General features: G+C 58.3%; 15 protein-coding genes. 6 read left to right on the top strand and 9 right to left on the bottom strand.

What is annotated here, in order from left to right:
* Positions 1-35: 35 nt before the first annotated feature.
* A complete protein-coding gene (locus AC1V0D_RS04380; RefSeq protein ID WP_482907031.1) occupies positions 36-1,463 on the top strand; it encodes a serine/threonine protein kinase in 1,428 nt (475 codons plus the stop codon).
* A gap of 78 nt (positions 1,464-1,541) precedes the next feature.
* Here the strand turns inward: AC1V0D_RS04380 and AC1V0D_RS04375 are convergent, their stop codons facing one another.
* The gene (locus tag AC1V0D_RS04375) at positions 1,542-2,216 is read right to left on the bottom strand and encodes a gamma-glutamylcyclotransferase (protein WP_482907396.1); all 675 of its coding nucleotides are present in this window, start codon (positions 2,214-2,216) and stop codon (positions 1,542-1,544) included.
* Positions 2,217-2,441: 225 nt separating this feature from the next.
* Positions 2,442-2,672 carry a putative cation transport regulator ChaB gene (gene chaB, locus AC1V0D_RS04370; protein ID WP_009090618.1) on the bottom strand — a complete coding sequence of 77 codons (231 nt, stop codon included), beginning with the start codon at positions 2,670-2,672 and terminating at the stop codon, positions 2,442-2,444.
* Positions 2,673-3,044: 372 nt separating this feature from the next.
* On the opposite strand from chaB, the gene chaA reads away from it, so the two are divergent.
* Positions 3,045-4,136 carry a sodium-potassium/proton antiporter ChaA gene (gene chaA, locus AC1V0D_RS04365; RefSeq protein ID WP_009090620.1) on the top strand — a complete coding sequence of 364 codons (1,092 nt, stop codon included), beginning with the start codon at positions 3,045-3,047 and terminating at the stop codon, positions 4,134-4,136.
* 62 nt (positions 4,137-4,198) lie between these two features.
* Here the strand turns inward: chaA and kdsA are convergent, their stop codons facing one another.
* From kdsA to hemA, 6 genes are read right to left on the bottom strand one after another with little or no spacing between them, the layout of a single operon-like run.
* The gene (gene kdsA, locus AC1V0D_RS04360; protein ID WP_009090621.1) at positions 4,199-5,053 is read right to left on the bottom strand and encodes a 3-deoxy-8-phosphooctulonate synthase; all 855 of its coding nucleotides are present in this window, start codon (positions 5,051-5,053) and stop codon (positions 4,199-4,201) included.
* Between the two features lie 25 nt (positions 5,054-5,078).
* Positions 5,079-5,888, bottom strand: coding sequence for an invasion regulator SirB1 (gene sirB1, locus AC1V0D_RS04355; RefSeq protein ID WP_009090623.1), 810 nt, complete (start codon positions 5,886-5,888; stop codon positions 5,079-5,081).
* A 1-nt stretch (position 5,889) separates the two neighbouring features.
* Positions 5,890-6,282 (bottom strand): SirB2 family protein, encoded by a 393-nt coding sequence (locus tag AC1V0D_RS04350; protein WP_009090625.1) that lies wholly within the window; start codon positions 6,280-6,282, stop codon positions 5,890-5,892.
* A gap of 24 nt (positions 6,283-6,306) precedes the next feature.
* On the bottom strand, positions 6,307-7,140 hold the full coding sequence (gene prmC, locus AC1V0D_RS04345) for a peptide chain release factor N(5)-glutamine methyltransferase (protein WP_046101689.1): 834 nt from the start codon (positions 7,138-7,140) through the stop codon (positions 6,307-6,309).
* Complete coding sequence (gene prfA, locus AC1V0D_RS04340; protein WP_482907030.1) at positions 7,140-8,222, bottom strand: peptide chain release factor 1; 1,083 nt, start codon at positions 8,220-8,222, stop codon at positions 7,140-7,142. Before prfA ends, prmC begins: the two co-directional genes overlap by 1 nt.
* Positions 8,223-8,264: 42 nt before the next feature.
* On the bottom strand, positions 8,265-9,521 hold the full coding sequence (gene hemA, locus AC1V0D_RS04335) for a glutamyl-tRNA reductase (RefSeq protein WP_009090632.1): 1,257 nt from the start codon (positions 9,519-9,521) through the stop codon (positions 8,265-8,267).
* Between the two features lie 216 nt (positions 9,522-9,737).
* Between hemA and lolB the strand changes: the two genes are divergently transcribed.
* The 4 genes from lolB (at position 9,738) to AC1V0D_RS04315 (ending at position 13,664) form a co-directional block, all read left to right on the top strand.
* Complete coding sequence (lolB, locus tag AC1V0D_RS04330; protein WP_009090634.1) at positions 9,738-10,361, top strand: lipoprotein insertase outer membrane protein LolB; 624 nt, start codon at positions 9,738-9,740, stop codon at positions 10,359-10,361.
* On the top strand, positions 10,358-11,215 hold the full coding sequence (ispE, locus tag AC1V0D_RS04325; protein ID WP_009090636.1) for a 4-(cytidine 5'-diphospho)-2-C-methyl-D-erythritol kinase: 858 nt from the start codon (positions 10,358-10,360) through the stop codon (positions 11,213-11,215). Before lolB ends, ispE begins: the two co-directional genes overlap by 4 nt.
* Positions 11,216-11,351: 136 nt before the next feature.
* Positions 11,352-12,299, top strand: coding sequence for a ribose-phosphate diphosphokinase (gene prs / locus AC1V0D_RS04320; RefSeq protein ID WP_009090638.1), 948 nt, complete (start codon positions 11,352-11,354; stop codon positions 12,297-12,299).
* 213 nt (positions 12,300-12,512) lie between these two features.
* On the top strand, positions 12,513-13,664 hold the full coding sequence (locus AC1V0D_RS04315; RefSeq protein ID WP_482907029.1) for a GGDEF domain-containing protein: 1,152 nt from the start codon (positions 12,513-12,515) through the stop codon (positions 13,662-13,664).
* Here the strand turns inward: AC1V0D_RS04315 and ychH are convergent.
* Positions 13,661-13,936 (bottom strand): stress-induced protein YchH, encoded by a 276-nt coding sequence (ychH, locus tag AC1V0D_RS04310; protein WP_009090642.1) that lies wholly within the window; start codon positions 13,934-13,936, stop codon positions 13,661-13,663. The two genes, AC1V0D_RS04315 and ychH, sit on opposite strands and share 4 nt — an antisense overlap.
* Positions 13,937-14,052: the final 116 nt, after the last annotated feature.

Below are 14,052 nucleotides of genomic sequence, written 5' to 3'. Positions count from 1 at the left end.
AGCCTGGCGAGCAGGCCGTGTACAGAGAGTTCACTATGTCGGCAAATGAAAATCCGAAAACCATTCCGAATGCCCTGCCTGACGGATACCGTTTTAACGAGTTTGAGATCAAGGAAGTGATTGGCGGCGGCGGCTTCGGCATCGTCTATCGCGCCTGGGATCATCAGCTTGAACGCACCATCGCCATTAAAGAGTATATGCCGGTGTCGCTGGCCGTCCGTGCTGCGGATCTCACCCTGGAATTGCGCGGTGAGCGTTTTCAGAAGCTCTTTAATGCCGGTCTGAACAGCTTTATTCAGGAAGCGCGCCTGCTGGCCCGCTTTAACCATCCGGGCCTGCTGCACGTGCTGCGCTTCTGGGAGCAGAACGGCACGGCCTATATGGGCACGCTCTATTACAGCGGCATGACCCTGAAGGAGTGGCAGCTCACCAGCCCGGAGTCGATCTCTGAAGCCTGGATACGCCGCCTGCTGCCTCCGCTGCTGGGGGCGATCAGCACCATCCATCAGGCGGGCTATCTGCATCGCGATATCTCGCTCGACAATATCCAGATTCAGGAGAATCAGCTGCCGGTGCTGCTCGATTTCGGCTCGGCGCGCAAAGAGATTGGCAACCTCTCTGATGAAACGGAAATCATGCTCAAACCCGGCTTTGCGCCGATTGAGCAGTACAGCGAAGAGGGGGAAGTTGAACAGGGCCCGTGGACCGACATCTACGCGCTGGGCGCGGTACTGCACAGCCTGATTACCCATAATCCGCCGCCGGTCAGCGTGGTGCGCTGTATTGAAGATAACTATCAGCCGCTGGTGGAACGTCAGCCGGAGGGCTACTCGCTGCCGCTGCTCCATGCGATTGACTGCGCGCTGGCGATGAAGCCGGGCGATCGCCCGCAGACGATTGATGCCTTTGCGGCGCTGATTGATCTGCCGGTCAGCGACGTGGAAGCCGTGGTCAACAGCTTCCCGGTTCCCGGTGAACCGCCTGCTGCGCGGGTGGAGGAGCCGGTCGAGGCCGCGCCGCCGGTGGTGATGGCCATGAATCACGCCGCGGCGTCGGCTGAACCGGTGACACCGCGCACGGCGCGCCGGTTGTCGCCCGCCCTGCTGACACTGGCTGCGGTGGCGGTGCTGGCGACCGGGGCCGCCGTCTGGCTGGCGAACCGTCACAGCGCCGCGCCGGAAGCGGCAGACTCCTCAGCGGTCGTCACGCAGGCGCCCGCCTCTGCGCCGTCAGCGGCCGCCGTTCCCGCCGCGCTGGCAACCGTCTACCTTAAGCTGGAGAGCGGCGAAAGCGTGGTGCTTAACGGCCAGCCGGTGGAGGTCAAACCCGGCAGCAGTGGCTTTGCCGCGCTGAACCTGGCGGCGGGTCAGTATAAAATCGATATTCACAATGGCAGCGTGACCCACTCTCAGTCCCTGACCATTGATAAGCCCGGCACCTGGCTGATTAATCCGGGTAACTGAGTTTCGCGGGCTTGCAGCAGAAAAGAGAAAGGGCGCACGAGGATGCGCCCTTTCTCTGTTAAAAAGGAAAGCGGTGTGTCAGGCCTGTTTCAGGCAGGTTTGCTGTAATGTCCGCACCTGATGCGCCAGTCGGCTCAGCCCCTCCTCCTCCATGCCGCGGCGGGTCAGCTCCTCCTCCAGGGCAAACAGATACTGCGCATTCGAGCCGAGCGGGCCGCTGGCCACGGCAATTAACGGCGCAACCGCATCCGGACAGGAGTCCGATTCATACAAAGGATGACGCGGGTCCATAATAAAGGTCAGCGCCGTGACGCTGCGGCCATCATCCAGCTGGAGCTCACACCAGGTAGGCAGGTAGCAGCCGGTGACCATCTCACGCTTCCACAGCAGCGTCAGCTCTTCATGCAGGCGCGCTTCCGGCAGGCGAAAGGCCAGGCCGCTGGTTCTGCCGCCCTGCTTCAGCGCCAGCATGCGGCCGGGATGGGAAGCGGTGCCGCGACCGGCAATCAGTCGCAGACAGAACGCGCGATGCCAGCCTTCCAGCGAACCGGACGCGACCTCATCCGCCTCAAAAATCGGGTTCCACATCAGCGAGCCATAGCCAAAAATCCAGACCGGGCTGTGATCGGGACGGCAGGCCAGCGTGGCGGCCAGCGACGCCGCACGCTGCTCGCAACTCCAGATCAGCGTCTCTTCGATATCCCCGAACGACGTTTTACAATCCGCTTTTAACAGAAATTCCCGGGTAAGCAATGCGACCTCCTCAACATCAACGGCGTCCTGCGCACCAGCTCCTGTCACCTGATCGCCAGAGGCTTCTGGCGTTTCGGTCATGAAATTGACATTAATCTATTTTCGCGCGGGGTTTCAAGCGTGAGGCGGGTCGCAGCTTAAAAAAAACCAGATAAACCTGATAGCGCAGACGAAAAAAAGGACCAGCTGATGCCGGCCCTCAGGCGGTGCGGAGAAGCAGCAGGGTTAATGCTTCGGATGCCACTTGTCGTCATCGCCCTTTTCATACTCTTTTTTGACGGCGGACCAGGCCACTTTATGTGCCACCTCTTCCCGTGAATCATCGCCGCGTCGATCTTCCGCCTCTTTATACTGATCCCAGGCGCTGTTGAACGCCTGCTGATAGATATCCTGGGCGTGAGCGGGCAGAACGTGTTTAACGTTGTCAGGTAAATCGCTTCGGCTGGCGTAAGGCATAACGGCTCCTCTGTTGACGGATTCCTGTTAAGCCTGGCGCAACTGCGCAAAATTTCAAATCGTCACTTATCCCTGTTTCAGTCTGAAAACCGCCTACAGGCGCAACAAAGGCAAATTAACTGCGGATTTTCAGGCACAGAATGCCAGGATGGTCTGGCTGATCGCGAATGTTGCAGACTGATTATTATTAGATTATTCGGGATAACTTCAGGTTAATGCAGCTTCAATCGTTTATTGCATTTTAGTAAAAAGCAGTAAATTTTTCCCTGTCGGGCCGGTGAAAAGATAAACTGCGCCCTGCTCCAAAACTGATTATATTTCTAACAGCAGTTCGCGCTGCGTCGGACAATCATTAACCAGAGAGGATGGTGAATGCCTTCACATGAAAAAACACGTCACAAGGAATTCTCGCTGATATTTCCGATTATCACGCTGGGTATCCTCTATTTTTTTGGTGCGCAGACCTCTTTTCCGGTGGTCGTCGGGATTAACCTGCTGGCGCTGGTCGCCATCCTGAGCAGCGCGTTCAGCGTGGTGCGTCACGCCGACGTGCTGGCTCACCGGCTTGGCGAACCCTATGGTTCCCTGATCCTGAGTCTCTCGGTGGTGATTCTTGAAGTGAGCCTGATCTCGGCGCTGATGGCCACGGGCGATGCGGCGCCGGGGCTGATGCGCGATACGCTCTATTCGATTGTCATGATCGTGACCGGCGGGCTGGTGGGCTTTGCGCTGCTGCTGGGAGGCAATAAGTTTGCGACCCAGTACGTCAATCTGGCCGGCGTGAAGCAGTATCTGATCGCGATATTCCCGCTGGCGATTCTGGTGCTGGTCTTCCCCAACGCGCTGCCCGGCGGGAATTTCTCTGTCACCCAGGCACTGCTGATTGCGGCTATTTCAGCGGCGATGTATGGCGTTTTCCTGCTGATTCAGACGAAAACCCACCAGAGCCTGTTCGTCTATGAGCATGAGGATGAGAGTGACGACGGTGACCCGCATCACGGTAAACCCTCGGCGCACAGCAGCATCTGGCACACCGTCTGGCTGATCGTACATCTGATTGCGGTGATTGCCGTGACCAAGATGAACGCGAATACGCTGGAAAGCCTGCTGACAGAGATGAATGCTCCGGCGCAGTTCACCGGCTTCCTGGTGGCCCTGCTGATCCTCTCGCCGGAAGGCCTGGGCGCGATTAAGGCGGTGCTGATGAATCAGGTGCAGCGCGCCATGAATCTCTTCTTCGGTTCCGTGCTGGCGACCATCTCCCTGACGGTGCCGGCGGTGACCATCATCGCCACCCTGACCGGACAGGAGCTGATTTTTGGTCTGGAGCCGCCGCAGATGGTGATTATGATGGCGTCCCTGATCCTGTGTCAGATCTCCTTCTCCACCGGCCGTACCAATGTCCTGAACGGCGCGGCGCATCTGGCCCTGTTTATCGGCTATCTGATGACCATCATGCTGTAACGGCACCGGACGTCAGGCGAAAAAAAAGAGCGATTTCTCGCTCTTTTTTTTATACCGCAGACTTATTTGCTGGTATCGAGTTCCGGGAAGCTTTTCACCAGATCGTCAATCGCTTTCATCTGCACCAGGAATGGCTCCAGCTTATCCAGCGGCAGTGCGGAAGGACCGTCACACAGGGCGTGGTCCGGGTCCGGATGCGCTTCGATAAACAGACCGGCAATGCCGACCGCCATACCCGCACGCGCCAGCTCACCCACCTGGGCACGACGACCGCCTGATGCCGCACCAAACGGATCGCGGGTCTGCAGCGCATGGGTCACGTCGAAAATGACCGGGCTGTTTCGGGTCACTTTCTTCATCACGTTGAAGCCGAGCATGTCCACAACCAGGTTGTCGTAGCCGAAGTTGCTGCCGCGATCGCACAGGATAACCTGCTCGTTGCCGCCTTCTGCAAACTTATCCACGATGTTACCCATCTGGCCTGGGCTGACGAACTGCGGCTTCTTGACGTTGATCACGGCGCCGGTTTTCGCCATCGCTTCCACCAGATCCGTCTGACGCGCCAGGAAGGCGGGCAGCTGGATCACATCGACCACTTCAGAAACCGGCTGCGCCTGAGCGGCTTCATGCACATCGGTGATGATCTTCACACCGAACGTCTGCTTCAGCTCCTGGAAAATCTTCATTCCCTCTTCCAGGCCCGGGCCTCGGTAAGAGTGGATCGAGGAACGGTTCGCTTTATCAAAGGACGCTTTGAATACGTAAGGAATACCCAGCTTACCGGTGACGTTCACGTAGTGTTCGCAGATACGCATCGCCAGGTCACGGGACTCCAGCACGTTCATCCCGCCAAACAGCACAAACGGCAGATCGTTTGCTACTTTGATATCACCAATACTCACGACTTTCTGTGTCATGCCCTTTCCTTTTCAATGGGTCCGCTTAGTGCAGCGTAACCTGTTTTTGTTCGATTGCATGAATCTGAACTTTGATCATTTCGCTGACCGGGTCTTCAGGACACTGCTCAACGAAGTACGTTAAATCATTCAGCGCGATATGTTCGCACTCCAGCTGCGCGTAAATCAGACCGCGATCGCGGATCTCATAGGGATCGTCAGGGTCGATACGCAGCAGCACCTGACTGACGTTCAGCGCCAGCTCCATCTTCTTCTCTTCCATCAGCGCCGCTTTCAGGGTATCGAGCATCTTGCGCATCACGGTGACGGTTTTGGCTTCGTCGAGATCGTCATCATACAGGCGTGCGGTCGGGCTGATATTGCCCTTGAGCCACACTTCCAGCGTGTGCCGGTCGAGGGTTTCCCCGTTAAACGGATTGATCATCCACTTATCGCCATCAATCCAGTCCGCACGCAGAATCAGCTGTGTCGGGAAGATCACCGGCATCAGCGGCAGGTCCAGCTCGGCGGCGATGTGCAGCAGAATGATGCCCAGTGAGACCGCGGTGCCCTGACGGGTCCGCAGAACGTTGTCGATCCACAGCGCATCAGAGAGATTGTAGACACCGCTGGCACCGCCAAATCCCCACTGGCGATAGAAGAGCTCCAGCAGCTTTTCGAGCTGCAGATCGGCATCTTCCGTATGGCTGACATAATCACGGGCTTCGGCGACTAACGCCGCCAGCTGCGCTTCCACCGAGATCGCCGGAAAATCGGCGCGGATGGCTTGCGTTGCGCCAATCACCGCTTCACACAGCGGTGTCTGGCTGAAATCTAATTGTTCGGTCGAGGTCATGCTATCCCCATAACGGCATTTTGGTCAGCGCCAGCGTAATGATGGTCACCAGGGCGATTAACGCCACCAGAAAAGCGATCCAGCGGGTGCGATCAGTGCGTGGACGGCGACTCAATGCCACAAATCCTAAGGCGATGTAGATGATAACCGCTAAAAGCTTCTCCGTCAGCCAGCTTCCTTGCGGTGTGAAGGGATAGAAGTGAGTAATCATCACCAGCGCGACGCCGCTCAGCAGTAACAGGGTGTCATTGACGTGCGGCAGAATGCGGACCCAGCGCCGCGTCAGCAGGGGTGAGCCGCGCCGCAGCCAGTAAAAACGCAGCAGAAACAGCGTTACGGTGATCCAGACCGTCACCAGGTGAAGATTTTTAATCAGGGGATAAAAAGCGATCATGCTGCGTCCTTTTCTCAAGCGCTTTCAGGTAAGAAGTTGTCCCAGGGTCACGCGCGGGTTGCCGCCGTAATCTTCAAGGGTTTCGACGGCCTGATAGCCGTTTTGCTGCATCAGCGCTGCCACCGCCTCGCCCTGCTGCCAGCCATGTTCCAGCAGCAGCCAGCCTCCCGGCAGCAGCCACGCGGGGGCCTGCTCGATCAGCGTGCGCAGATCGGCCAGCCCCGCTTCGTCGGCAACCAGCGCACTGCGCGGCTCAAAGCGCACGTCGCCCTGCGCCAGATGACTGTCGCTGGCATCGATATAGGGCGGGTTACTGACGATGAGCGCAAACCGCTGCGGCGGCAGGGAGCGAAACCAGTGACTGAGCAGAAAGGTGGTATTAGTGAGGTTAAGCGCCTGCGCATTCGTGCGGGCCAGCGCGACGGCGGCGTCAATGCGATCCACGCCCGTCACCTGACAGTCGGGACGCTCGCTGGCCAGCGCCAGTGCAATTGCCCCGGTGCCGGTGCCCATATCCAGAATCGCCGCCGGGGTGGCAGGCAGACGCGTCAGCGCCTGCTCCACCAGCAGTTCGGTATCAGGACGCGGGATCAGCGTGGCGTCATTGACGCGCAGCGGCAGCGACCAGAATTCCCGTTCGCCTACAAGATGCGCCACCGGTTCGCCCCGGGCACGACGCGCCAGCAGGCTATCCAGCTGCGCGCGCTGTGCTTCCGTGAGCACGGTCTCATCGAAGGCGATCAGCCAGCTGCGCGATTTACCGGTCACGAAACCTAACAGGATCTCCGCGTCACGCTTCGGGCTGTCGCCACCACACAGCGTGGCGGTCGCCTGTTTCAGCCAGTGACGAATATCCATTAATCCTGACCAGCCAGCGCCGCCAGCTGATCCGCCTGGTACTCCTGCACAATCGGTTCGATCAGGCTGTCGATTTTACCTTCCATCACTTCATCCAGACGGTAGATGGTCAGGTTGATACGGTGGTCGGTTACGCGCCCCTGCGGGAAGTTATAGGTACGGATGCGGTCGGAACGATCGCCACTGCCCAGCAGGTTGCGGCGGGTGCTGGCTTCCGCCGCGTGACGGCGGGCCATTTCGGCGGCGTGAATGCGCGCGCCCAGCACGGCCAGCGCTTTGGCTTTGTTTTTATGCTGTGAACGTTCGTCCTGACACTCCACCACGATGCCGGTTGGCAGGTGAGTAATACGAATCGCGGAGTCGGTGGTGTTGACGTGCTGACCGCCTGCGCCCGATGAGCGGAAGGTGTCAATCTTCAGATCGCCGGAATTGATCTCCGGCAGTTCCGCTTCCGGGATCTCCGGCATTACGGCGACCGTACAGGCCGAGGTATGGATACGACCCTGCGATTCCGTTTCCGGTACGCGCTGCACGCGGTGTCCGCCAGATTCAAACTTCATGCGGCCATAGGCACCCTCTCCGGTCACCCGGGCAATCACCTCTTTGTATCCGCCGTGCTCACCGTCGTTGGCACTGACGATCTCCACACGCCAGCGGCGGCCTTCAGCATAGCGGCTGTACATGCGGAACAGATCGCCCGCGAAGATCGCCGCTTCATCACCGCCGGTACCGGCGCGCACTTCAACGAAACAGGCGCGTTCATCATCGGGATCTTTTGGCAGCAACAGCACCTGGAGCTGCTGCTCCAGGGTTTCGCCCTTCTCGCGCGCCGCCTGTAACTCCTCCTGCGCCATGTCGCGCATTTCGGGGTCATCGAGCATCTGCTGCGCGGTTTCGATATCTTCCTGCACCTGCTGCCAGTCGCGGAAGCAACGGGTTACATCGGTCAGCTGAGCATATTCACGTGACAGCGCACGGAAACGCTCCTGATCGGCAATCACGCCAGCATCCCCCAGCATCGCTTCCACTTCTTCGTGGCGCTCCTGCAGGGCTTCCAGCTTGGCAACTATAGAGGTCTTCATTAAATGTGGGATTCCCGTAAACAGGTGGCGACAGCAGTGTGCCTAATCGAGACCCAGGCTGTCGCGTAAAATCTGCAGGCGTTCATTATCGCCGTCGCGGGCGGCCTGCTGAAGTGATTTGGTTGGGGCATGTATTAAACGGTTGGTCAGCTTGTGCGCCAGTTCCTGCAGAACTTTCTGCGGATCGGTGCCCTGCTGCAGCGCCTGCAGCGCACGGCCTTCCAGCTCAGCGCGGATCTCATCCGCCTGAGATCGATATTCCCGGATGGTGTTCACCGCGCCCTGCGAGCGCAGCCACGCCATAAATTCGCTGCTTTCCTGCACCACGATGCTTTCGGCCTGCACTGCCGCCGCTTTGCGCTGCGCCAGGTTCTGCTCGATAATCGCCTGCAGATCGTCCACGCTGTAGAGATAGGCGTTAGGCAGATCGCCCACTTCCGGCTCGACGTCGCGCGGCACGGCAATATCCACCAGCAGCATCGGCTTATTACGACGCGCTTTCAGGGCGCGCTCCATCATCCCCTTACCGATAATCGGTAACGGACTGGCGGTGGAGGAGATAATAATGTCCGCCTCCGCCAGACGGGCGTCGATCTCCGCCAGGGTAATCACCTCGGCACCCACTTCCGACGCCAGCGTTTCGGCGCGCTCGCGGGTGCGGTTGGCGATGATCAGATTTTTGACCTGGTGTTCGCGCAGGTGGCGGGCCACCAGCTCGATGGTCTCACCGGCGCCGACCAGCATGACATTGACGGTGGAGAGTGATTCAAAGATCTGACGGGCCAGCGTACAGGCCGCGAACGCCACCGAAACGGCATTGGCACCGATGTCGGTTTCCGTGCGCACGCGTTTGGCCACCGAGAAGGTTTTCTGGAACATGCGCTCCAGTTCACTGCTCAGCGCCTGACCACGTGAGGAGTCGGCAAACGCTTTTTTCACCTGACCGAGGATCTGCGGTTCGCCCAGCACCAGGGAATCGAGTCCGCTGGCGACCCGCATCAGGTGGCTGACCGCCTCATTATCCTGATGCCAGTAGAGGCTGTTACGCACATCCTCTTCATTCAGCTGATGATAATTGCACAGCCAGCTCACCAGACGCGCCTGTAAATCCGCCTGCTGCTCTACACTCAGGTAGAGCTCAGTCCGGTTACAGGTGGACAGCACCACGCCGCTCTGCACCATTGGCTGTGATAACAGGCTGTTTAAGGCCTGCTCAAGCGTCTCCGGCCCGAACGTAACACGTTCGCGCAGAGCAATGGGGGCGGTCTTGTGGTTGATTCCGAGAGCGAGCAGCGTCATGGTGATTTTGGTTGGGATGTCCCAATAATGTCAGGGTTTTGTGAGGCGCATTCTACAAGATGCGACAGATCAAGAAAAGCCATACAAAGGCTATGACTGTAATAAGATTAACCCGATCATACGCAATTTGCTGCATAACAGCATTGACGGTTAAAACCGTGACGGTTAGCGTTATCCGTTGCCAATAATAAATGTGTCCGAGGAGATGACCACTTGATGCTTACTTCACCACGCAATCTGTTGCGCCTTTTGCCCCTTGCCAGCGTGCTGCTGGCGGCCTGTAGCGTCAACAAACCGCAGGGTCCGGGCCCCAGCGTCACCGCGCCGCAGTGGCAACAGCATCAGCAGGCGGTCTCAAAGGTCACGCATTATCAGACCCGCGGCGCCTTTGCCTACCTCTCCGACAAACAGAAAGTGTATGCCCGCTTCAACTGGCAGCAGACCGCGCCTGACCGCTATCGCCTGCTGCTGACCAATCCGCTGGGCAGCACCGAGCTGCAGCTGGATGCGCAGGGCTCGGTCGTGCAGATTGTCGATAACAAGGGCAAGCGTTACGTCAGCAACGATGCACAGAAGATGATTTCCCAGTTAACCGGCATGGACATCCCGCTGGCTAACCTGCGTCAGTGGATGATGGGTCTGCCAGGCGATGCCAGCGACTATCAGCTCAACGAGAGTTATCAGCTGCGCAGCCTGAACTACAGCCGCGACGGTCAGACCTGGCAGGTCTCCATCGCCGGTTACGACAGCAAAGTGACTCCGCCACTTCCTTCCAGCCTGGAGCTGAAAGAGGGTGACCAGCGGATTAAACTGCGCATGGACAGCTGGACCGTTCAATGATCACCCACTGGCCCGCCCCGGCAAAACTGAATCTTTTTCTCTACATTACCGGCCGTCGGCCCGACGGCTACCACAACCTGCAGACGCTGTTTCAGTTTCTCGATTACGGTGACGAACTGCAGATTCATGCTGACCAGAGCGGTCGCATTCAGCTGCTGACGCCGCTGGCGGGTGTGGCAGACGAGGACAACCTGATTGTGCGCGCCGCGAACCTGCTGAAACAGGCGGCGCTGCAGAGCAATCGCCTTTCTGCCAGCGCGGGTGCGCAGATTGCTATCGAGAAGAGACTGCCCATGGGGGGCGGCATCGGCGGCGGCTCGTCTGATGCCGCTACCGTGCTGGTGGCGCTGAATCATCTGTGGCAGACCGGCTTTTCGACAGAAGAACTGGCGGCGATGGGTGTGACGCTCGGTGCTGATGTCCCGGTGTTTGTCCACGGCTTCGCGGCGTTTGCGCAGGGCGTGGGCGAAGAGCTTCAGCCTGCCGACCCGGCTGAAAAATGGTACCTCGTTGCGCACCCTGGCGTGCATATCAGCACGCCGGTGGTGTTCGGCGATCCCGACCTGACGCGTGACACCCCAGCGCGCAGTTTATCGACACTTTTAGCCTCCCCCTTCGCCAACGATTGTGAAGCAGTGGTAAGAAAACGTTTTCGCGAGGTTGATGAGCTTGTTTCCTGGCTGCTAGAATACGCGCCGTCACGCCTGACTGGCACGGGCGCTTGTGTGTTTGCTGAATTTGACACCGAGTCTGCTGCCCGCCAGGTGCTGGAGCTTGCCCCGAATGGGGTGCGCGGATTTGTAGCCCGGGGCGTTAACGTGTCGCCGCTACAGCGTACCCTGCGAGGCGATTAGCAAAAGCGTGACAGTGTCACCACGTTCCGGACACTGCACCTTTTGCATCAACACACCCGTGTGAACGCCCATGACCGTGCACGCCGGTTACGGTCATGTCGTTCATTCTCTGGACGCAAAGCCTGAGGTTCTTCTCGTGCCTGATATGAAGCTATTTGCTGGTAACGCCACCCCGGAACTAGCACAACGTATTGCCAACCGCCTTTACACCAGTCTGGGAGACGCCGCTGTCGGACGTTTCAGCGATGGTGAAGTGAGCGTACAGATCAACGAAAATGTACGCGGTGGTGATATTTTCATCATCCAGTCCACCTGTGCCCCCACCAACGATAATCTGATGGAACTGGTTGTGATGGTCGACGCGCTGCGTCGTGCTTCTGCTGGTCGTATTACCGCAGTCATCCCCTACTTTGGCTATGCCCGTCAGGATCGCCGCGTGCGCTCTGCGCGTGTGCCGATCACCGCTAAAGTTGTGGCTGACTTCCTTTCCAGCGTCGGTGTTGACCGTGTTCTGACGGTTGACCTGCACGCCGAGCAGATCCAGGGCTTCTTCGACGTCCCGGTTGATAACGTATTTGGCAGCCCGATCCTGCTGGAAGATATGATGCAGATCGGACTGGAAAACCCGATTGTTGTTTCTCCCGATATTGGTGGCGTAGTACGTGCCCGTGCTATCGCTAAACTGCTGAACGACACCGATATGGCTATCATCGATAAACGTCGCCCGCGCGCGAACGTCTCTCAGGTGATGCATATTATTGGTGACGTTGCTGGCCGCGACTGCGTGCTGGTCGACGACATGATCGACACCGGCGGCACGCTGTGCAAAGCGGCTGAAGCGCTGAAAGAGCGTGGTGCCAAACGCGTGTTTGCTTATGCAACCCACCCAATCTTCTCCGGCAACGCGGTTGAAAACCTGCGTAAATCGGTGCTCGATCAGGTGATTGTCTGTGACACCATCCCTCTCTCTGAAGAGATCAGGGCGCTGCCGAACGTGCGCACACTGACCCTCTCAGGCATGCTGGCTGAAGCCATTCGCCGCATCAGTAACGAAGAGTCCATCTCGGCGATGTTCGAGCATTAATCTTCGCGGAAACCGGGCCCTGTGCCCGGTTTTTTTATGCCTGTTCCTGCCCGCTTAACTCTCTTCTTTTTCTGAGATTAGCGCGATAAATTTTCCCGTTCGCCCCGGTTTGCAACGCCACGCACTCTTTTCATCAATGGCCTCGTTTCCCGCTTCTGCCCGCTGCCGTTAAATGGTAATTTGCTGCCCATTTCTCACCAGAACCCGGCCATCATGACTCTCGATATCTATACCCTGTTTATTTGCGAGCTCTATGTGCTGGGCTTTTTAAGCCTGATCATGATTTTTGCCTGGGTCGGATCGCAGTACGATCGCGTGCTGGGCTTTACCCTGCTGTCGCTGGTCCTGACGCTGGTGGCGGTCTTTTTAAGCAGCCTGCGCAGCAGCGGCTTCCATTTTCTGCCAGTGGCTGTCGGGAACGTGCTGGTGATGCTGGCCTATGGCGGGTTGCTGAATGCCTTTCGCCGCTTCTGTGGCAAACCCATCGGCAGCCACTGGCTGCTGGGTGCCCTGCTCTGGGCGCTGCTCTGCTGTTTCCCGGCATTTTACGACAGCCTGCCGAAACGAGTAGTAGTGCTCTGTCTTGCCTGCGTCGCCTATACCGCCGCCCTGATCCAGCTGGTCTGGCTGGCTCGAGAGACGCTGAAAGCCACCTTCTGGCCGGCCCAGCTGCTGCTCTGGATCCATCTGCTGTTCCATCTGGCCCGGCTGCTTCTGGATAGCGCCGTTGCCAGCGGGCTGCCAGGCGCGATTGGCGGGTCGGCTTTCTCGGTTTACGTTATCCTGGAGTCGATTCTGTTTGTTATTGGCCTCACCTTCACCATCCTGGCGATGGTGAATGAACGGATGCAGCAGACCCTGAAACATGCTTCGCTGCACGACCCGCTGACCCGCGTCTGGAACCGCCGCGCCCTGTTCAGCGAAGCAGAGAACATTGCGGCGCGATGCCATCGCCAGAACCGGCCCTTCAGCGCCATCCTGTTTGACCTGGACCATTTCAAAAGCATCAACGATCGCTACGGGCATCAGCAGGGCGACCAGATTCTGATCCACTTTTGCGAGGTGGTGAGCGCACTGATTCCGGCGGGGGGACGTTTTGCGCGACTGGGCGGAGAGGAGTTTGCGGCCATCATTACGGCGACGGCACAGGAGACAGAAGCGTGGTGTGAGACAATCCGGCTGGCGGTCTGTGCATCACAACATAATGCGATTGCCTATTCGGTCAGCATTGGCTTTGCTACGGCCACACATCATCAGCAGGGTTTTGAAGCGTTACTGGTGCAGGCGGATGCGGCGCTCTACCACGCCAAGGCCAGCGGCCGAAACCGCACCGCGCAGCATCCGCTGCCTGCTGCCATTATTTAGTGGTGTGAGTTATGTGACCGGCGGCAGCGCTGGTCATAGTGACGCACCCAGTAATAACGATCTTCTATCTTTTCCCGGCCACTGACACGGGCGCCCACCAGCCAGAGCAGCGCACCAATAAAGATGCTGAAGATAGCGCCCTGCGCCAGAGACTGAGGCAGATCGAGCGCGGGCAGCTGGTTCATAATAGAGAAACCCACGCCCAGAACCATGGTAACTAATCCCAGTACCATTAGCGTGTTACCCGCTACACGGCAGTGATGATGTTTCATAATGCACCTCCATCCATAAGAGCCAATAACCGCACACAATGTTAAGTGTCATAAGTTTAGGCAATGGCTCAGCCCCGCGATGCGGGCTGGATCACACATCAACCATAAAGCTTCGC

This window comes from Pantoea sp. PA1 (assembly GCF_056856975.1).
This window is presented reverse-complemented; position numbering and strand designations above follow the sequence as displayed.